We start from the raw sequence: 20,851 nt of genomic DNA on the forward strand, positions 1-20,851 counted from the left end.
GCCCGGCGCGCACCGCGCTCGCCCGGTTCGGGGCCCATGTCGCCGCCACGCCCGAGGCGTTCGCCGTGCGCTCGGCCGCCACCGGCGAGCGGCTCACCTACCGGCAGCTCGACGCCCGCGCCACCGCCCTCGCGGCCCGGCTGACCGCGGCGGGCGCCACCGCCGAGACACCGGTGGGCCTCCTGGTCGAGCGCTCGCCCGACCTCGTCGTCGCCGTGCTGGGCGTGGTCAAGGCGGGCGCCGCGTATCTGCCGCTGCACCGCGCGGACGCCCCGAGCCGCCTGGCCGCGATCGCCGCCGGAGCCGGAGCGCGGTTCCTGATCACCGACGCCACCACCCGGGACGACGACATCGCCACGTGGTTCCGCGACCGGGGACACCACGTCCACGTCCTCGGCGCCCTCGGCGACGAGCCGTCCGCCGCGCCGCATGACCCTCCGGTGACCGTGCACCCGGAGCACCTCGCCTGCGTGATGTACACCTCGGGCTCGACCGGCGCCCCCAAGGGCGTCGCCATCACCCACGCCAATCTCGTCCGGCTCGCCTCCGACCGCTGGTGGGACGAAGGCGGCGCCGAGCGCGTGCTGCTGCACTCCCCGCACGCCTTCGACGCGCTCAACCTGGAACTGTGGGTGCCGCTGCTCAGCGGCGGCGAGATCGTCATCGCCCCGCCGGGCCGGACGGACCTCGGCGTCCTGCGCGACGTCATCGCCACCCACCGCGTCACCGGACTGTGGCTGACGGCGGGCCTGTTCGGGGCGCTCGCCGAGGAGGACCCCGACTGCCTCGCCGGTGTCCGCCAGGTGTGGACCGGCGGCGACGTGGTCGCGCCCGAGGCCGTACGACGCGTCCGCTCCGCACCCCGGGCCCCCGCCGTCGTCAACGGCTACGGACCCACCGAGACCACCGTCTTCGCCACCCGGCACCCGGTGGACCACCTTCCCGAACACACCGCGTCGATCCCCATCGGCACCCCGCTCGACGGCACCCGGGTCCACCTCCTCGACGACGCGCTGCGCCCCGTCCCGCCCGGTGTCAGCGGCGAGGTCTACCTGTCCGGCACCGGGCTCGCCCGCGGTTACCTCGGCGCGCCGCGCCGGACCGCGGAGCGGTTCGTGGCCTGCCCGTTCGGCCCGCCCGGCGCCCGGATGTACCGCACCGGAGACCTCGCCCGCTGGAACCCGGACGGCACGCTGGACTTCGCGGGCCGCGCCGACAGCCAGGTCAAACTGCGCGGCTACCGGATCGAACCCGGCGAGATCGACGCCGCGCTGTGCCGCCACCCCGCCGTGACCCGGGCCGCCACCGTGCTCCGCGAGGACCGGCCGGGTGAGCGCAGGCTCGTGTCGTACGTCGTCACCGCGCGGCCGGAGGCGGACGGGGACGCCGACGCGTTGCGGCGCCACGCCGCCGAGCACCTTCCGGCGTTCATGGTGCCGTCGGCGATCGTCCCCGTCGAACGGCTCCCCCTCACCCGCAACGGCAAGCTCGACCGCGCCGCACTGCCCGCGCCGCCCACCCCGCGACGCGACGGCGGGGACGGCCCGGACGGTACGGACGGCACCGGCGCGGACCGGTCGCCCCGTACGCCCGCCGAGGAGACGCTCACCGCGCTGTTCCGCGACGTGCTGGGCGAGCAGCACATCCCGCCGGACACCGGCTTCTTCACCCTGGGCGGCGACAGCATCCTGGCGATCCACCTGGTCAGCCGGGCCCGGCGGGCGGGCCTCCCGCTCACCTCCCAGGACGTCTTCCGCCACCCCACGGTCGCCGCCCTGGCCGCGACCCTGGCCGACAGGTCCCCGCTGCCCACGGGCCCGGACGTCCCCGCCCCGAGCGGCACCGACACCGACGACGACCCGGCGGTGGAGCCGACACCCGTGATGCACTGGCTGCGCGAACGCGGCGGGCCCGTCACCGGGTTCGCGCAGTCGATGGCGCTGCGCACCCCCGCCGCACTGGACGAGCCGAGGCTGCGCACGCTCCTCGAAGCGCTGCTCGACCGGCACGACATGCTGCGCCTCCGGCTGGTGGCGCGGGACTCCTCCTGGGAGCTGCGGACCGACCCCCATGGCCGGATCGCGCTGGTCCGGCATGACGCGTCCGGCCTGGACGGGCAGGCGCTGGAGGGCGCCGTACGGGAGCACGCCGCGCGGGCCGGAGAGCGGCTGGACCCCGCGGAGGGGCGCGTCGTCCACGCCGAGTGGTTCGACGCCGGAGCCGATCGGCCCGGCACGCTCGTCCTCACCGTGCACCACCTCGCCGTCGACGGGGTGTCGTGGCGGATCCTGCTCGACGACCTGCGCGACGGCTGGCGCGCGCTGGTGGACGGCCGGACCCCGGCAGCGCCGCCGGTCGGCACGGGCTTCGGGAAGTGGAGCAGGGCGCTGGCGGCGCACGCCCGGGACGCGTCGGTCCTGGCCGAACTCCCGTACTGGACCCAGGTCGCCAACGCGGTGGGCCACCTCCAGGCGGAGCCGCGGCCGGACCCGGCGCGGGACACCGAGGCCACGCGCCGCCACCACACCCGCACCCTTCCGGCCGCGCCAACCGCGGCCTTGGCGGAGCGGGCCACCGCCGCGTTCGGCGCCTCGCTGAACGACCTGCTGCTGACCGCGTTCGTCCGGGCCGTCGCGGACTGGCGGGGCGCGGGGGAGACGGCCGTCGGGCTGGACCTGGAGGGCCACGGCCGGGAGGAGTTCGCCGCCGGTCTCGAACTGTCGCGTACGGTCGGCTGGTTCACCGTCATCCACCCGGTGCTGCTCGACGCGGGGGACGGGGACACGCCGTGGGACGTGGCCGTGGCCCGGGTCCGCGCGGCCCTGCGCGACGTACCGGCCCATGGCCTCGGCTACGGCCTGCTGCGCCACCTCAACCCGGACACCGCCACCCGGCTGGCCGCACCCGCACCGCCCCGGATCGCGTTCAACTACCTCGGCCGCTTCGAGGCGGACGGCGAGCGGGACTGGAGCCCGGACGGGAGCGTCCTCGCGTCCGGCGCGTCGCCGGAGCTGCCGTTGGCGCACGCCGTCGAACTCGACTCCGTCATCGTCGACCACCCCGAAGGCCCCCGGCTCACCGCCATGTGGTCCTGGGCCGGGCGCCTGCTGGACGACGCGCACATGGCGGACCTGGCCGGGCGCTGGTTCGAGCACCTCGAGGCGCTGGCCGCCGGTGCGAACGAGCGACCCGCGGCAGCCGAGGTGGCCGAGCGACCCGCGGTGGCCGCGGCGGATCGCGAGGGCGAGGCGTTGCCGCTGGCGCCCCTCGCCCAAGGGCTGCTGTTCCACTCCCAGTACGACCACGGCGAAGACGGCGGCGCCGATCCGTATCTCGTCCAGTTCGTCTTCGAGCTGACCGGCGAACTCGACGCCACGGCGCTGCGCGAGGCACTGCGCGCGCTGGTGCGCAGGCATCCGAATCTGGCCGCCGGGTTCCGGCCGGACGCCGTCGGCAGGCCCGTGCAGAGGGTGCCGGACCACATCGACGTTCCGTGGCGGGAGGAGCGGGTGGCGTCCCCCGCGGAGGAGGCCGCCTTCCTCGACCGGGACCGGCGTGTGCGGTTCGACCTCGCCCGGCCGCCCGCGCTGCGCGCCACTCTCCTGCGGGCCGCCGGGCGGCGCCACGTCTTCGTCCTGACGGCCCACCACATCCTGCTGGACGGCTGGTCCTGGCCGATCGCGGTCCGGGAGCTCTTCACCCTCTACGCGGGCGATACGCCCCCGGCCGCCACGCCGTACCGCGCCTACCTGGACTGGCTCGCCACGCGCGACGCCGAGGCCGACGAGGCCGCGTGGCGCGGTGTCCTGTCCGGGCTGGACGGCCCCACCCTGGTCGGTGGCGAGCGCGGCCGGGACACCGCCGACCACCACGGCCAGGCCGACGCCGGGCTGGACGCCGAAGTGACGGCCGCACTGCGGCGGGCGGCCCGTGCGCACGGGCTGACCGTCAACACCCTCGTACGGCTCGGCTGGGCGATGCTGCTGGGCGCCCACACCGGCCGTGACGACGTCGTCTTCGGCGCCACGGTCTCCGGCCGCCCGCCCGAGCTGCCCGGTGTGGAGAACATCGTCGGCCTGCTGATCAACACCATCCCGGTCCGGGTGCGCCTCGATCCTTCCCGCACCGTGGAGGAGACGCTGCGCGCGCTGCGCGACCAGCAGCTCGCCGTCGTCGAGCACCAGTACGCCGATCTCACCCGGCTCCAGCGCCTGGCCGGACACGGCGAACTGTTCGACACCCTGGTCGTGTTCGAGAACTACCCGATCGATGCCGATGTCCTGCGGGACGTCGCGCCCGGCATCGAGGTCACCGGGCTGCGGGTGATGGACGGTACGCACTACCCCCTGTCGCTCATCGTCATCCCCGGCGACGGCACGCGACTGGGCCTGCGGCTCGACCACCACACCGGGGTCCTCGACGCGGACGCCGCCGGGCGCCTGCTCGACCGGCTCGGCGCGCTGCTCGGCCGTATCGCCGCCGCGCCCGGTGCCCGGCTCGCCGACATCGGCCTCCTGCTGCCGGACGAGCGGACACCCCGGGCCCCGGCCGCCGCGGAGCGGACACCGGGCCGTGCCACCCTGCCCGCGCTGTTCGAGGCGCAGGCCGCGCTGCGACCCGACGCCCCCGCGCTGACCGACGGCGAACGCACCCTCGGCTACCGGGAGTTGAACGAACGGGCCAACCGCCTCGCGCGGCTGCTCGTGGCACACGGCGCGGGGCCGGGCCGACTCGTCGCCCTCGCCCTGCCGCGCGGCGCCGACCTGGTGACCGCCGTCCTCGCCGTGCTCAAGTCCGGCGCGGGCTACGTACCGCTGGACCCGGCCACCCCGCCCGAGCGCGTCCGCCACGTTCTCGACGAGACCGACCCGCCGCTGTCCGTGGCGACGGCCGACACCGCGGCCCTGCTGCCGCCCGGCCGGGACCGGTTGCTGCTGGACGACCCGGAGACGGCCGCCGCCCTGGCCACCGGCCCGGCCGGTGACCTCGGGCGATGTACCGATCCGCACACCACCGCCTACGTGATCCACACCTCCGGCTCGACCGGCACCCCCAAGGGCGTCGTGGTCACGCACGACAACGTCGTACGGCTGCTGGACACCACCGACGAACGGTTCGGCTTCGGACCGGACGATGTGCACGCCCTGTTCCACTCGTACGCCTTCGACGTGTCCGTGTGGGAGCTGTGGGCGGCGCTCGGCCGCGGCGGGCGGCTCGTCGTCGTCCCGCACACCGTCAGCCGGTCGCCGCGCGAGATGTGGCAGCTGCTCGTACGGGAGGGGGTCACCGCGCTGTGTCAGACGCCGTCGGCCTTCTACCAACTCGCCCAGGCGGAAGCCGACATGGCGCGCGAGGCCGACGGCCCGCCCCGGCACGCGCTGCGCGTCGTGGTCTTCGCCGGGGAGGCGCTGGACCCGCGCCGAATACGCCACTGGTATCCCGAGGGCCCCGTCACCCGCGGCCGCCCCCGGCTGGTGAACATGTACGGCATCACCGAGACCACCGTGCACTCCACGTACGCCGAACTGACCGACCCGGCCGACACCCGCAGCGCCATCGGCGAACCGCTCGCCGATCTGCGGCTGTACCTGCTCGATCACGCGTTGCGGCCCGTGCCGCCCGGCTGTCCCGGCGAGATCTACCTCTCAGGGCCCGGCGTGACCCGCGGCTACCTGGGACGGGAGGCCCTGACCGCGACCCGATTCGTGGCCGACCCCTTCGGCCCGCCCGGCGCCCGGATGTACCGCTCGGGAGACCTGGCGCGCCGATGGCAGGACGGCACGCTGGAGTACCTGGGCCGCACCGACCAGCAGGTGAAGGTGCGCGGTTTCCGGATCGAACCGGGCGAGATCGAGGCCGTCCTGGAGCGCCACCCCGACATCGTCCAGGCCGCGGTCCTCGTCAAGGACACCGGGGACGGCGGCGCGGACGGTGGCGCCCAGCTCGTGGCGTACACCGTCCCCGCGGCCGCGGACACCCGCCTCGACCCCGCCGCGCTGCGCCGGTACGCCGCCGACCACCTGCCCGGATACATGGTGCCCGGCTTCGTGGTGCCGATCGCCCGGCTGCCGCTGACCCGCAACGGCAAGCTCGACCGGCGCGCCCTGCCCGCGCCCACCGAGGGGCTGCGGACCGGCGCCGGACGGGCGCCCGCCACCGAGCTGGAACGGTTCCTGTGCCGCGCCTTCGCCGAAACGCTCGGCGTGCCCGACGTCGGCGTGGAGGACGGCTTCTTCGACCTCGGCGGACACTCGCTGCTCGCCACCCAGCTGATCAACAAGATCCGCGCGGGCGTCGGCATCGACCTCGCCATCCGCACGCTGTTCGACGCGCCCACCGTGGCCGCGCTCGCTCCGCGCGTCACCGCGCAGCGCGAGCCCCGCCGAGCCTCGGCCGGACGTCCGGCGCAGCGCCCGCCGCTGCGCCCCGGGCTGCGCCCGGCCCGTGTCCCGCTGTCGTTCGCACAGCGCCGCCTGTGGTTCCTCCACCACTTCGAGGACGCCGGGCCGACGTACCACATGCCGTTCGCCTTCACGCTGGACGGCCCGCTGGACACCGAGGCGCTGCGCGCCGCGCTCATGGATGTCCTGGTGCGCCACGAGATCCTGCGCACCGTGGTGGAGGTCCACGACGGGGAGCCCTGGCAGCGCGTCATCACCCCCGTCGAACCGCCCTTCGCGACCGTCGAGGTGAAGGAGGCGGGTCTGGCCGAACGGCTCGCCGCCGACGCCGCCCGCCCCTTCGACCTGGCCACGGAACTGCCCCTGCGGGCGACGCTGTACGTGCTAGGGCCAGACCGCCACGTCCTGCTCCTGCTGCCCCACCACATCGCGGCCGACGGCTGGTCGCTGACCCCGCTCACCCGCGACCTGTCGGCCGCCTACCGGGCCAGGACCTTGAGTGATGCCCCCCGGTGGGAGCCGCTGCCCGCGCAGTACGCGGACTTCGCGCTCTGGCAGCGGGAGCTGCCCACCGACGCCGCCACCGCGTACTGGACGCGCGCCCTGAGCGGCATCCCGCAGGTGCTGCCCCTGCCCGCCGACCACCCGCGCCCGCCGACCACCTCACATCGCGGCGGCACCGTCGAGCTGGCCCTGGACGCCGAACTGCACCAGGGGCTCACCGCCCTCGCCCGCGAACACGAGGCGAGCGTGTTCATGGTGCTGCACGCCGCGCTCGCCGCCCTGCTGTCCGGGCTCGGCGCGGGCGAGGACATCCCGATCGGTACGGCGGTCGGGGGCCGCCACGACGCGGCGCTGCACGACACCATCGGCTGCTTCGTCAACACGCTGGTCCTGCGCACCGACCTGTCGGGCACCCCTTCCTTCGCCGAGTTGCTGCGCCGGGTGCGCACGGCCGATCTGGACGCCTTCGAGCACCAGGAGCTGCCGTTCGAGCAGCTGGTGAAGCTCCTCAATCCGCCGCGCTCCACGGCGTACCACCCCGTCTTCCAGGTGATGCTGGCCTTCCAGGACACCGGACGTGCCGACCTCGAGCTGCCGGGGATCACCGCGCGGCAGGTGGCGGTGCACGGCGACCGGGCCCGCCTGGACCTGCTGTGGAGCCTTCAGCAGGAGTACGACGCGACCGGCGCGCCCGCGGGCGTGTCCGGGGTGCTGGAGTACAACGCCGACCTGTTCACCCGGCCCACGGCGGACGCCCTGAACGAGCGGCTGGCCCGGCTGCTCCGTGCCGCCGTGGCCGACCCCGGCCGGGCCGTCGCGGACCTCCCCCTGCTCACGGAGGACGAGGAGCGACGGACCGTCACCACCTGGAACGACACCGCACACGAGGTGGCCGGGGCGGGCGTGGTGGAGATGTTCACGGCCCGGGCCCGCCGTACGCCGCACGCGCCCGCCGTGATCGGGGCCACGGAGACGCTGGACTTCCGGCAACTCGCCGAGCGGGTAGCGGAGTTGGCCCGCACGCTACGGGACCGCGGCGCGGGCCCGGGCCGACTGGTCGCCGTCGGCCTGCCGCGCGACACCGGCCTCATCACGGCGTGCCTGGCCGTGCTGTCCACCGGCGCCGCGTATCTGCCGTTCGACCCCGACCTGCCGCCCGACCGGATCGCCGCCCTGCTCGCCGACGCCCGCCCCGCCCTGGTCCTGCGCGCGCCGGACACCGGCGGCGAGCCGTGGACACTCGCCACCTCACCTGACCCGGCCCGGTTGCCCGACGACGCCGCGTACGCGATCCACACCTCCGGCTCCACCGGCCACCCCAAGGCCGTCGTCGTCCCGCAGCCCGCGCTGGTCAACCTGCTGGCCACCCTGCGCGAGCGCCTCGGTGTCCACGAGGGCGACCGCGTCCTGGCCGCCGCACCCGCCAACTTCGACATGTCGGTGCCCGAACTGTTCCTCGGTCCCGTCACCGGCGCCGCCACGGTGGTCGCCGACACCGCGACGCTCCGCGACCCGGACGCCCTGCTCGCCCTCCTGGCCCGGCACCGCGTCACGGTCATGCAGGCCACCCCCTCGCGCTGGCAGACCCTGGCCGACCGGCGGCCGGACGTGCTGCGCGGCATGCGGGCGGTCATCGGCGGCGAGGCCGTCCCCGGCCCGCTCGCCGAAACCCTCACCGGCCTCGGCTGCCGACTGTTCTCGTACTACGGCCCCACCGAGACCACCGTCTGGTCCGCCTGCCACCCCGTCACCGGGCCCCAGGAGCCCGCCGTCCCCCTGGGCCGACCCGTCGCCAACACGCGCGCGTACGTCCTGGGCCCCCGCATGCGGCCCGTGCCGCCCGGCGCCATCGGCGACCTGTACCTCGCGGGCGCGGGCGTTGCCCACGGCTATCTGCACCGCCCCTCGCTCACCGCGCAACGCTTCGTGGCCGACCCCTTCGGCCCGCCCGGCGCCCTCATGTACCGCACCGGCGACCTGGCCTCGTGGCGGGCCGACGGCACGCTGCGCTTCCACGGCCGCGACGACGACCAGATCAAGCTGCGCGGCCACCGCGTCGAACTCGGCGAGATCGAGGCGGCGTTGACCAGTCACCCCCAGGTGGGGGCGGCCGCCGCGGCGGTGCGGGACGTGGGCCCGGACGACCGCCGAATGGTCGGCTACCTCGTCCCCACGGCTGGTGCCTCCGATGCCTCCGGTGCCGACCTCGACTCCGTACGCGACCACCTGGCCGCGCGGCTGCCCGGCTATATGCTCCCGGCCCGCCTCCACACGCTCGACCGCCTCCCGCTCACCCGCAACGGCAAGGTGGACCGGCGCGCGCTGCCCGAGCCGGACTGGGGGAGTGGCACCGGCAGCCGGGCGCCGGGCACGCTGCGGGAGGAGACGCTGTGCCGGTTGTTCGCCGAGGTGCTCGGCGTGGACCGGGTCGGCGCCACGGACAGCTTCTTCGCCCTGGGCGGCCACTCGCTGAGCGCCACCCGGCTCGCCACCCGCATCCGCGACGTACTCGGCCTGCGGCCCACCATCCGCGACCTGTTCGAAGCGGCCACCCCGGCCACCCTCGCCGACCGCCTCGACGACGGCACCCCGACCGCCCGGGGCCACCTCATCGCGTACCGCGCCACCGGCGAGGCGGCGCCGGTGTTCTGTGTGCACCCGCTGAGTGGCATCGGCTGGCTGTACGCCGGGCTGCTGCACCACGTCGACCGCGCCCATCCGCTCTACGCCCTGCGGGGCGAGGGCCCCGGTGGCATCCGCGAACTTCCCTCCACGATCGAGGAGATGGCCGAGCGGTACGTGGACGAGCTGCGGTCGGTACGCCCGCACGGCCCGTACCACCTGGTCGGCTGGTCCTTCGGCGGACTCGTCGCCCACGCCATGGCCGTACGGCTGCGGGAGCTGGGCGTCGAACCGGGGCTGGTGTGCGTGGTCGACGCCCTGCCGCCCGACGGCGACGGCGAAGCGCAACACATCGACGAGGAGCGCGTCCACCGCATCCTGGTGACCGCCGCCGGACACGACGAGCGCCAATTCCCGCCCGGTGTCCTGGACTTCGCCACCGTCACCGCCCTGCTCCGCACCGAGGGCAGCGCGCTCGCCACCCTCACCGAGGACGACATCGACCGCATCGTCGCCGTGGCGAAGAACAACGCCCGGCTCCTGCGCGCCTACCGACCGCCCGTCCTCGACGGCGACGCCGTTCACGTGGCAGCGGCCGGAAACCGCCCGGCGGTGGAGAAGGCATGGCGCCCCCTCGTCACCGGCGCACTCACCCTCCACGACGTGGACAGCGACCACGAGCGGATCATGCAGCACCAGCACATCGGCGGCTTCGGCCGGATCCTTGACCAGGAACTGCGCCGCCATGACCGCACCGCCCGAGGGACGGAGAACCCATGACATCCGTGGCGCACCGCGCCCCGCTGGACACGGCGGAACTGGCGCAACGCTACCGAGCGGAGCTGCTCGGCCTGGACGCCCTTCCGGCGGGTGCCCGCGTCGTCATCCGGCTCCCGCACGGCGAACCGCTGGCCGGGGCCCTGCTCACCTGCTTCGACCTGCGGCTCGTCGCCGTACCGCAACACCCGCGCGCCTCCGACGCCGAACTGGCCGCCGCCGTGCGGCGGGTGGACGCCTCGGCCGTCATCGACACACCCGCCGACCGCACCCACCCGATCGGGCTGCGGATCCTCCCCGGGGCGCCCGCCGAGCCCGATCCGGGGGCGGCGGAGCTGGCGTTCATCATGTTCACCTCCGGGTCCACCGGCACCCCCAAGGGCGTGATGCTCAGCCGCCGCGCCGTCCTCGGCAACGCCACCAAGACCGCGCGGCTGCACCGCTTCGCCCCCGACCGCCCGCACGGCACCTGTCTGCCGCTGTACCACTGCAACGCGCTCGTGATGTCGCTCATCGGCGCCCACACCACGCACACCCCGCTGGTCCTGCACACCGCCTTCGACCCCGAGCGCTATCTGCGCGACCTGGCGGCGGGCGGCGCCCGTACCGGATCGATCGTCCCCGCCCTGCTCTCGGAGCTGGTGGAGGCAGGACCCGCCTGGCCGGACGGCCTGGACTATCTGATCACCGCGGCCGCCCCGCTCACCGGCGACCTCGCCCGGCGCTTCCACCAGCGCTACGGGCCCAGGCTCCGCCAGGGGTACGGGCTCACCGAAGCGGTCAACTTCAGTTTCACCATGCCCGAGCTGACCGGCGAGGACTTCGCAGCGCAGTACCTCGACCGCTTCCCGCCGGTCGGACTCCCGCTCCCCGACACGGAGGTGCGGATCGAGGCCGGCGAGGTGTGGATCAGAACACCGGACATGATGGACGGCTACTGGCGCGACCCGGCCGCCACCGCCCAGGCCCTCACCCCCGACGGCTGGCTGCGCACCGGCGACCTCGGTGAGCTGCGCGACGGACTGCTCGTCCTCAGGGGCCGCGCCAAGGAGCGCATCGACCGCGGTGGCGAGAAACACTATCCGCTGGACGTGGAGCGCACCTGGCACGACGCGGGGCTGCGCGGCCGGTTCGCCGCCGTGCCGGTGGCCGAGGCCACGCTCGGCCACGAGGTCGGCCTCGTCGCCGACGGCCCGCCCGGCGACACCCTCGACGCGGTGCGCACCGTGTGCGAGCGGGCCGCCGTGCGCCCCGCCGCCGTCCGGTGGGGCGGCTTCCTCGCCACCGCCACCGGCAAACCGCAGCGCACCGCGATGGGCCGCACCCTGGCCGTACGGCGGATCTCCACCGTCCGCTACGAACGGCTGCTGCGCTACGCCGCCGTCACCGCCCGCACCCTGCTCGGCACCGCCGCTCCCGCGCGGGGTCGGCCCGCGGGTGATCTGCACCACGCGCTGCGCGCGATCGCGCCGTACGCCGCGGACGAGCCGGTCCCCACCGGCGAGGAGCCCGTCTTCGCCGCCTTCGACTTCCTGCGCGAACACGTGCGCGCGCACGGGACCGGGACACCCCTGCCGGAAGCCGAGAAGGCGCGGTGGCGCGCGTATCTGCGGTCCCAGTGGCCCCTTTCGGAACATGCCGCAGTCGCCGCCGAGATCTGTGTCACAGAAGGCGTTGCGTCCGATGCGCCCCCGTTTGGTGCGTGGTGGGAGTCCGAGGACGGCGGGCTGCGGCTGCTGCCCCACGGCCCCGCCTCACGCTGTGTCGTCGTCCCGGCCGCCGACGGCATGCCCTGGGCGCTCGACTATCTGTGGCGCTGGCTCGCGGACGACCCCGGGGCCGCCCGTATCGACCGCTGGGCCTGGGCGCGACAGCCGCGCCCCGGCCACCCCGCCACGGTGGGCTTCTCCGTGCTGCGATCCGGCCGCCATGACCTGGGCGGCGTCGTATGGGATTCACAACCGAGGGAGTGACATGCGGAACCAGGACACCGAGCCCGCGCTGGAGATCGCCACCTGGGCGAAGAAGACGCTGAGCCCCGAGCGCACCGGGCTGCATGTGGAACACGCCGCGCTGCCGGTGCCGCTGCACGGCACCTCGTCGGCCAGCGGGCGCGAGCTGGTGACCAACGGGGACATCGGCGCCGATCTGATCCGGCTGCCCGCGGGCGCCGGGTTCGTCCCGCACACCCACCCCGGCCACCACATCCTGACCATCGTGGCCGGTATCGGCACCATGACCTACGGCGGCCGCATCTACGAGACCCACGCCGGACAGACCCTCCTGATCGAAGGGGGCATCCCGCACGCGGTCGGCGCGATCACCGACCACGTGATCCTCGCCGTCGGCTCGCCGCACAAGCGGATCGGCGCGGACGACCGGATGGTCCCGGTGGCGTACGAGGAGGTCGTCGCCGACGACGGCGAGCTGACCTGCCTGATCTGCGGGTCCACGGCCGGTCCGCCGCGCTTCCTGCACTCCGTGGGCTGTCCGCACTGTCCCTGTCGGACGTGTGCGGGCATGCCGACCGAGCACGGCTAGACATCTCCTGGGGCGCGTCACGAGGTGTCGCCGCGAGCCCGGCGGCACCTCGTGACTGATCAAAGGTGCAGACGGGTTAGCATATGAGCGCCGCCTAGCTCGAAAGATGAACTTGTGACTGTCAACGAGGACTCGTTCACCAACTGGAACACCCGCGAGGAGATCGCGGAGTCGATGATCCCGATCATCGGGAAGCTGCACCGTGAGCGGGACGTCAACGTCCTGCTGCACAGCCGCTCCCTGGTGAACAAGTCGGTGGTCAGCATCCTCAAGACCCACCGCTTCGCCCGGCAGATCGCCGGCGACGAACTGTCGGTCACCGAGACGCTGCCGTTCCTCCAGGCTCTGGCCACGCTCGACCTCGGCCCGTCCCAGATCGACATCGGCATGCTGGCCGCCACCTACAAGACCGACGACCGCGGTCTGTCGGTGGAGGAGTTCACCGCCGAGGCCGTGGCCGGTGCCACGGGCGCCAACAAGATCGAGCGCCGCGAGGGGCGGGACGTCGTCCTCTACGGGTTCGGCCGCATCGGGCGGCTCGTGGCCCGGCTGCTCATCGAGAAGGCCGGTTCCGGCAACGGCCTGCGGCTGCGCGCCATCGTCGTCCGCGGAGGCGGCGGCCGGGCCGCCGACGACCTCGTGAAGCGCGCCTCGCTGCTGCGCCGCGACTCCATCCACGGGCAGTTCCAGGGCACGATCACCGTCGACGAGGCGAACGGCACGATCGTCGCCAACGGCAACGAGATCAAGGTGATCTACGCCGACGACCCGGCGTCGGTCGACTACACGGCGCACGGGATCAAGAACGCCATCCTCATCGACAACACCGGCAAGTGGCGTGACCGCGAGGGCCTGTCGAAGCACCTGCGCCCCGGCATCGACAAGGTCGTCCTGACCGCGCCGGGCAAGGGCGACGTGCCCAACATCGTCCACGGCGTCAACCACGACATGCTCAAGCCGGACGAGCAGATCCTGTCCTGCGCGTCCTGCACCACCAACGCCATCGTCCCGCCGCTGAAGGCGATGGAGGACGAGTACGGCGTGCTGCGCGGCCACGTGGAGACCGTCCACTCGTTCACCAACGACCAGAACCTGCTGGACAATTACCACAAGTCCGAGCGCCGCGGCCGGTCCGCGCCGCTCAACATGGTCATCACCGAGACCGGTGCCGCCTCCGCCGTCGCCAAGGCGCTGCCCGACCTCAAGGCGAAGATCACCGGCAGTTCGATCCGGGTCCCGGTGCCGAACGTCTCGATCGCGATCCTCAACCTCCAGCTCGCGCGCGAGACCACCCGCGAGGAGGTGCTCGACCACCTCCGCGATGTGTCGCTGACCTCGCCGCTCAAGCGCCAGATCGACTTCATCAGCGCCCCCGACGCGGTGTCGAGCGACTTCATCGGCTCGCGCCACTCCTCGATCATCGACGCCGGTGCCACCAAGGTCGAGGGCGACAACGCGATCCTCTACCTCTGGTACGACAACGAGTTCGGCTACTCCTGCCAGGTCATCCGCGTCGTCCAGCACGTGTCCGGGGTGGAGTACCCGACCTACCCCGCCCCGGTGGTCTGACCCCCCGGACACGTCCTACGCGTCCGGGACCTCCAGCGCGCTGATCCGCTGGGCGCCGTCCGCGGTCCCGGGGCGTGCGCTCACCAGATCCAGCCGCAGCCGGGAGGTGCGCACCGGATCGAAGGTGATGACGGTCGGGGTGTCGGACGCGTCGGCCCAGGTGACATCCGCCTCGCGGACCGGGGTGAAGCGGTGTCCGTCCCAGGCGGAGACCGTGACCGAGGCGGGTAGTGAGTGCGTCGCGTCGAGGGTGAAGGACACCTCGACGCGGCGCACTCGGCGTTTCCTGGCCCAGGTCACCGAGACCCAGTCAGTTTTCCTGGCCCCGTTGAAGGCGGGCAGCAGCGAGGTGGCGACCTTGGTGAAGGCGTTGGACCATCCGGTGGCCGGATCGCCGTCCAGCATGGCCGCGGGCAGCGTCTGGGGCGATCCGGAGTAGCTGGCGTCCGCGAGCGGGTACGCGGGCGCGGCCGGACCCGGGCCGGGCGCGAACGGCCGGGTGGGGGTGACCCTCGCGGACGTGCCGCCGGTGGCGCGGACCGTGGTGGTGGCCTTGCGCAGCCCCGCCGAGCGGGCGGTGATGGTGAGGTGCCCCGGCTTGGTGCCGGTACGGACGATGGCGAGGGCCTTGCCGTGGTAGGCGGTGCGGGTGCTGGCCTGGTAGCGCTCGGCGCTTTCCTGACGCCCGTTGTCGACACCGGCCAACCCGCCTCCGGACACCTCAAAAGAGATCAGATGGTCCGCGGAGGGCACCATCACACCGTGGGCGTCGACCACTTCCGCGGTGATGAAGCACAGTGACCGGCCGTCGGCGTCGACGGTCTTGCGGTCGGGGGTGAGGCGGATGGTGTGGGGGCGTCCGGCGGTGCGCTCGGTGGCGACGATGCGGCCGTTGCGGCGGGCTACGGCTTTCAGCTCGCCGGGGGCGAAGGGGACGTTCCAGNCTCGGTGGCGACGATGCGGCCGTTGCGGCGGGCTACGGCTTTCAGCTCGCCGGGGGCGAAGGGGACGTTCCAGGTGAGGTGGAGTTTGCCCGCGCTGCCGTTGGGGCTGGTGTAGCTGCCGGGGTAGGGGCCGGTGGTGACGGTTTTGTCGTCGCCGGTGGCCTCGGTGGTTTCCAGGTAGGTGCGGCCGTCGGTGGTCTTCTTGGTGTCGAAGCGGCGGACGCCGAGCGAGTCGCCGTTGAGGAAGAGTTCGACGGTGTCCACGTTGGCGTAGGCCCAGACCTCGACCGTCTCGCCCGGCCGGTGATCGGTCCAGTTCATCGGCACCAGGTGGACCATGGGATCACTCGTCCACTGGCTCTTGAACAGGTAGTACGCGTCCTTGGGGAACCCGGCCGTGTCCACGGCACCGAAGAACGATGCCTTCACCGGGAACACCTTGTACGGGGTGGGCTCGCCGATGTAGTCGATGCCGGACCACAGGAACTGCCCGGTGAGGTAGGGGCGGTCCCGCTCCTTCTTCAGCTCGTACTCGCCGCTCGCCGCCCAGTTGACGATGTTGTTGTCGTAGGAGGAGGCCTCGCGTTTGCCCGGGGTCTGGTTCTCCCCGGTGTTGAGGCGTTCGGGCTCCTGGTAGGCCCCGCGGGAGGAGGTGGCGGACGAGGTCTCGGACTCGAACAGGAACAGATCCGGGTAGCGGGCGTGGAGGGCGTCCGCCGAGGAGGCGATGTTGTAGTTGAGGCCCAGTCCGTCGACCTTGGCGAGCATCAGATCGGCGGGGGAACCGGGCGCGGGCGGACCGCCGCGGTACTTGTTGGAGCCGATCACGATCGGCCGGGTGTCATCGGTCTTCTTGATGGCGTCGATGATGCGCTGGGCCATGGCCAGACCCGGTGTGCTGGTCGAATCGGTGATCTCGTTGCCGATGGACCACATGATGACCGCGGGGGAGTTACGGGCCGCGCCGACCATCTCGGCGGTGTCCGCCTCGCAGTACTCGTCGAAGAAACGGCCGTAGTCATGGGCGGTCTTGCCGGTGCGCCAGCAGTCGAACGCCTCCACCATCATCACGATGCCGAGCCGGTCGCACACCTCGACCACCTCGGGCGCGGGCGGATTGTGCGAGGTGCGCAGGGCGTTGACGCCCATGCTCTTCATGATGGTCATCTGGCGTACGAACGCGTCCGTGTTGAACGCGGCGCCGAGTGCCCCCAGGTCATGGTGCAGATTCACGCCCTGGAGCTTGGTGTACTCGCCGTTGAGGGTGAGCCCGTGGTCGGGGTCGATGGTGACGTGGCGGATGCCGAAGGGGGTGCGGTAGCGGTCGGTGGTCCTGTCCCGGACCCGTAGTTCGGTTTCCAGGGTGTAGAGCCGGGGTGTGGCGAAGGACCACAGGCGTGGCTTGTCGACCGTCATCTCCTGGGTGGCGTCGCGGGTGGTGTCCGCGCCGACGGTGAGGGTGGAGCGGGCGTGGGTGACCGTCTTCCCGTCGGGGTCCTTGAGGGTGGAGACGATGGTGACGGACTGGTCGTCGCCGGTGGTGTTGACGATGCTGGTGCGGGCCCGCACGGTGGCGCGGTCTTGGCTCAGGGTGGGGGTGGTGATGTAGGTGCCCCAGCGGGCCACGTGGACGGGGTCGGTGATGACGAGGCGGGCGTGGCGGTAGATGCCGCTGCCGGAGTACCAGCGGCTGCTGGGCAGTTGGTTGCGGACCTGGACGGCGAGGACGTTGGGGGTGGTGCCGTCGGTGTGGACCGCGTCGGTGAGGTCGAGGGCGAACCCGGTGTAGCCGTAGGGGTGGTTGCCGATGTGCTTGCCGTTGCGGTACCCGTACGCGTCCATGTACACCCCGTCGAACTCGACGGAGATCCGCTTGCCCGCGAGCTCGGACGGCAGCGTGAAGGACTTGCGGTACCAGCCGAGCCCACCCGGTAAGTAGCCGGTCCCGCCCGTGGTGCCGTGCTCGGTGGTCGGGGTCAGCTCGATGCTCCAGTCGTGCGGAATGGCGACCTCGCGCCATGTGGAGTCGTCGTGACCGGGTGCCTGGGCGTTCTCGAAGTCACCGGTCGGGTCGGTGATCCCGCCGGGGTTGACCAGGGCGAAGCGCCAGCCGTCGGTGAGCGGGAGCGTCCGGCCGCCCAGGGCGCGGGACGGGGCCGCGCCGGACGCGGGGGTGGCGGTGGCGAGTGCCCCGGCCATGGGGGTGGCGGTGCCTGCGATCAGTAACGATCTACGGGTGACCGCCACGGCGATCTCCTCTCCTCGATGGTGTTGAGATCAGCGTCGGCGCAGCGGATCGATCGACTCCAGCGTCGGCACCACCGGCTTGATCGTCCCGTCGGCCGCGAACTCCATGCGGTCGATGGTGGTTTCCCGGTGGGTACCGTCGCCGCCCGCCCTGCCGGGGCCGTTGACGGCGAACCTGTGGTAGGCCATGTACCACTCGTCCGTGCCGGGGACGTTCACCACCGAGTGGTGGCCCGGCCCCTTGATCCCGTAGTCGAGGCGCTTGGAGAGGATCGTGCCCCGCTTGGTCCACGGACCCACCGGCGACGACCCGGTGGCGTAGGCGACGTGGTAGTTCTCGCTGCCGGTGTCGTCCTCGGACCACATCAGGTAGTACGTGCCCTTGCGCTTGACCACGAAGGAGCCCTCCCGGAAGTTGTCCGGGGTGAACTTCCGCATCTTCGAGGAGTCGAAGGACGTCATGTCGTCGTTCAGCGGCACGCCGTACGCCTGGCCGTTGCCCCAGTACAGGTAGGACTGGCCGTCGTCGTCGGTGAACACCGACGGGTCGATCATCTGGCCTTCCAGCTGGCCCTTGGGCACCAGCGGCTTGCCCAGCGCGTCCTTGAAGGGCCCGGCGGGGGAGTCGGCGACCGCGACACCGACCTGCTGCTCGGCGCAGAAGTAGAAGTAGTACTTGCCGTTGCGCTCGGCCATCGCGGGCGCCCACGCGTACTTGTCCGCCCAAGCGACGTCCGGACCGAGGTCCAGGATCACCCCGTGGTCCTTCCAGTGGACCAGGTCCTTCGATGAGTACGCCTTGAACTTGGTCCCGCCCCAGCCGCGGAAGCCGTCGGTCGTGGGATAGATCCAGTAGCGGCCGTCGGCGTACTGGATGTCGGGGTCGGCGTTCAGCCCGGGCAGGATGGGGCTGCGCATCGGCACGGCCTCGACGGTCCACTCACGCGTCGTTCCGTCGGCGGACGTCAGCGTGTATGTCCGGGGCTTGCGGAAGTCCCGACGGGTGCCGGAGGGCGGGCTGAGGGTGGCACCGGCCGGGAGCGCGAAGCGGGGCGCCAGCCGCCGCAGATCGGCCTTCGGGTCCATCGGCAGGACGGCCTTGCGGCTCTCCTCGGTGACGATCGCGTACCCCTTCTGGCCCTTCGCCGTCACATCGGCGGGCGCGGCCTGCGACGCGGGGTACGTGCGCAGCAGCCGGTCGTACTCGGCCTGGGTCACGGGCAGCACCGTGCCGTGCCGGGGGCTGGCGGGCAGCTGGTAGTTCTGGGACGGCGTCCACTTGCCCGAGGCGAGGTCGGTGGTCTCGAAGGGGATGTAGCCGCGGCCGCCGAACTCGTCGATGAACAGGTACCACTTGTTCTCGGTGTTCGACTTGAAGATGGTCGGGCCCTCGCCGCGGTCGATCGTGTCCTTGCCGATGCAGTCGGACACGAAGTCGTACGAGGTGTCCGTCAGCGAACTGGACTTCTCGGCCGTGATGAACTTCGAGCAGGGCGTGCCGGAGGACGGGTCGCGCTCGTCCTTCGTGAGGCGGTAGTAGGAGCCCTTGTCCTTGATGACGGTGGAGTCGATGACCGAGTAGCCGGGGTCGTTCCACACCTTGGGCTCGCTGAAGGTGCGGAAGTCCTTCGTCGTCGCGTACAGCATCTTGTTGTAGGTCGAGCCCGTGTGCTCCGGGTCGTCCTCGGCGTAGAGCTTCGACGCCCAGAAGACGACGTACTCGCCGAGCTTCTCGTCGTAGTACGCCTCGGGCGCCCAGGTGTTGCCCGCGGTGTCCGGGGAGACCTTGACGAGGCGCTGGTCGGTCCAGTTGACGAGGTCTTTCGACTCCCACACCATGATCGACTTGCTGCCGGTGCGCTGGACCTGGTCCCAGGTGCCGCTGCTGTTCTTGTACATCCGCAGATCGGTGGCGATCAGATAGAACGTGTCGCCCTTGGGGGAGCGGATGACGAAGGGGTCGCGCAGGCCCTTCTCGCCGAGGCCGGAGGTGAGGACGGGCTTCCCGGCGTTCAACTCCCTCCAGTGCAAGGGGTCGTTGCCGCGGCTGAGCGCCATCCGTATCTGTTCGCCGTCGGCGGTGCCCTCACCCGTGAAGTAGGTGAAGAGATACCCGGCGTACTTCGGCTTCGACGCGGATGCGGACGACGCGCCGCTCAGCGCGGGGCTGGGCGGCGCGGTGACGATGCTCGTGACCAGCGTGAGCAGGGCGAGCAGCGGCAGGAGGAGCGTGCGGGCTGTGCGGGGACCCATGACACATCCTGTGGGAGTCTGGTGGGTTCTGTTGAACTGGTTGCACCGGAGTGTGTCCAGTGGGGACCCGGTGCGTCAACGGTGTGTGGCCCTCCACGCCGAGCGAAAGTTTTCGACGCGACGCGCTCCGCAGCTCATTCCGGCCGTGCGCCGGTCCCCCGCAGGACCGGCGCACCGGGTGGTACGGCCCGCACTGGGTGGTACGGCCCGCACCGGGTGGTACGGCCGTCAGCCCGCCGGCACCGTGACCGCCGGGGGCAGCCGCCGCCACCTGCCGCGGTGGGCGTGCTCCAGCAGGACCGGATCGTCGCCCACCACCACGGGGTGCCCCACCTGGCGCAGCAGGGCCAGGTCGGAGGCGTGGTCCCCGTACGCGTGGCAGTCCTCGGGGCACAACTCCCGCTCCCTCAGCACCTCGGCCACCGCCTCGGCCTTGCCCGCCCCGATGCGGACGTCGCGGACCTCGCCGGTGTAGCTGCCGCCGGAGACCTCCGGCACCGTGCCGAGCGCGATGTCCGCGGAGACGTACCGGGCGATCGGATCGAGGCAGGCCGAGAAGGAGCCGGAGACGAGGACCACCAGATCGCCCCGCTGCTGGTGTTCCCGCAGGGCCAGCAGCGCCGCGGGATGGAACAGCCCCCCGGCGGTCATCCCGTCGTCGAACCACTGCTGCCCGGCGGCGGCCACCTCGGCCACCCGGTGGCCCGCGAACAGCCGGTAGTAGGCGCGGTTGGACGCCGCCCGGCCACCGGGTCCCGCGGCGATGTCCCGCAGGGAGGCCACCGTGTCGTCGGCCGCCGAGTCGGGGCGGCCGAGCCACCGGTAGTAGTCGCGGAGGAACGAGAGCATGCTCTTGCGCGTGATCAGCGTCTCGTCGACGTCGAAGAACGCGGCGCTGCGCGCCGTCGTCGCCTGGCCCGAGGTCATCGCGGGGATCCTTTTCTGCCGGGGTTCGCGGGCCTCGGTCGCGGGGGCCACCGCCCCCGCGACCGA

6 protein-coding genes and 1 pseudogene are annotated in these 20,851 nt (G+C 72.7%); 4 read left to right on the top strand and 3 right to left on the bottom strand.

Annotation, left to right across the window (positions count from 1 at the left end; translation table 11 throughout):
- The 4 genes from EEJ42_RS06290 to EEJ42_RS06305 all read left to right on the top strand — a co-directional run.
- On the top strand, positions 1–10,307 hold a 10,307-nt coding region (locus EEJ42_RS06290; RefSeq protein WP_148081870.1), incomplete at its 5' end, for an amino acid adenylation domain-containing protein.
- On the top strand, positions 10,304–12,277 hold the full coding sequence (locus EEJ42_RS06295) for a class I adenylate-forming enzyme family protein (RefSeq protein ID WP_123098983.1): 1,974 nt from the start codon (positions 10,304–10,306) through the stop codon (positions 12,275–12,277). The genes EEJ42_RS06290 and EEJ42_RS06295, both read left to right, overlap by 4 nt.
- A gap of 1 nt (position 12,278) precedes the next feature.
- Positions 12,279–12,845: a cupin domain-containing protein gene (locus EEJ42_RS06300; protein ID WP_123098984.1), complete on the top strand. Its 567-nt coding sequence runs from the start codon at positions 12,279–12,281 to the stop codon at positions 12,843–12,845.
- Positions 12,846–12,959: 114 nt separating this feature from the next.
- A complete protein-coding gene (locus EEJ42_RS06305; RefSeq protein ID WP_123098985.1) occupies positions 12,960–14,414 on the top strand; it encodes a glyceraldehyde-3-phosphate dehydrogenase in 1,455 nt (484 codons plus the stop codon).
- A gap of 15 nt (positions 14,415–14,429) precedes the next feature.
- Here the strand turns inward: EEJ42_RS06305 and EEJ42_RS06310 are convergent.
- The 3 genes and pseudogenes from EEJ42_RS06310 to EEJ42_RS06320 form a co-directional block, all read right to left on the bottom strand.
- Positions 14,430–17,605: pseudogene (locus EEJ42_RS06310) on the bottom strand (glycoside hydrolase family 2 TIM barrel-domain containing protein).
- Positions 17,606–17,635: 30 nt separating this feature from the next.
- Entirely contained in the window at positions 17,636–19,858 is a 2,223-nt protein-coding gene (locus EEJ42_RS06315) for a glycoside hydrolase family 43 protein (protein WP_123098986.1), read from the bottom strand.
- A gap of 228 nt (positions 19,859–20,086) precedes the next feature.
- On the bottom strand, positions 20,087–20,851 hold a 765-nt coding region (locus EEJ42_RS06320; protein WP_342778253.1), incomplete at its 5' end, for an HAD family hydrolase.

Origin of the sequence: Streptomyces botrytidirepellens (genome assembly GCF_003721215.1) — a bacterium.
GTDB lineage: Bacteria > Actinomycetota > Actinomycetes > Streptomycetales > Streptomycetaceae > Streptomyces > Streptomyces himastatinicus.

What these genes read in the sequence shown, in the direction of transcription:
- EEJ42_RS06295 (WP_123098983.1), top strand. Translation starts at nt 10,304, where the DNA reads ATGACATCCGTGGCGCACCGCGCCCCGCTGGACACGGCGGAACTGGCG.
- EEJ42_RS06300 (WP_123098984.1), top strand. Translation starts at nt 12,279, where the DNA reads ATGCGGAACCAGGACACCGAGCCCGCGCTGGAGATCGCCACCTGGGCG.
- EEJ42_RS06315 (WP_123098986.1), bottom strand. Translation starts at nt 19,858, where the DNA reads ATGGGTCCCCGCACAGCCCGCACGCTCCTCCTGCCGCTGCTCGCCCTG.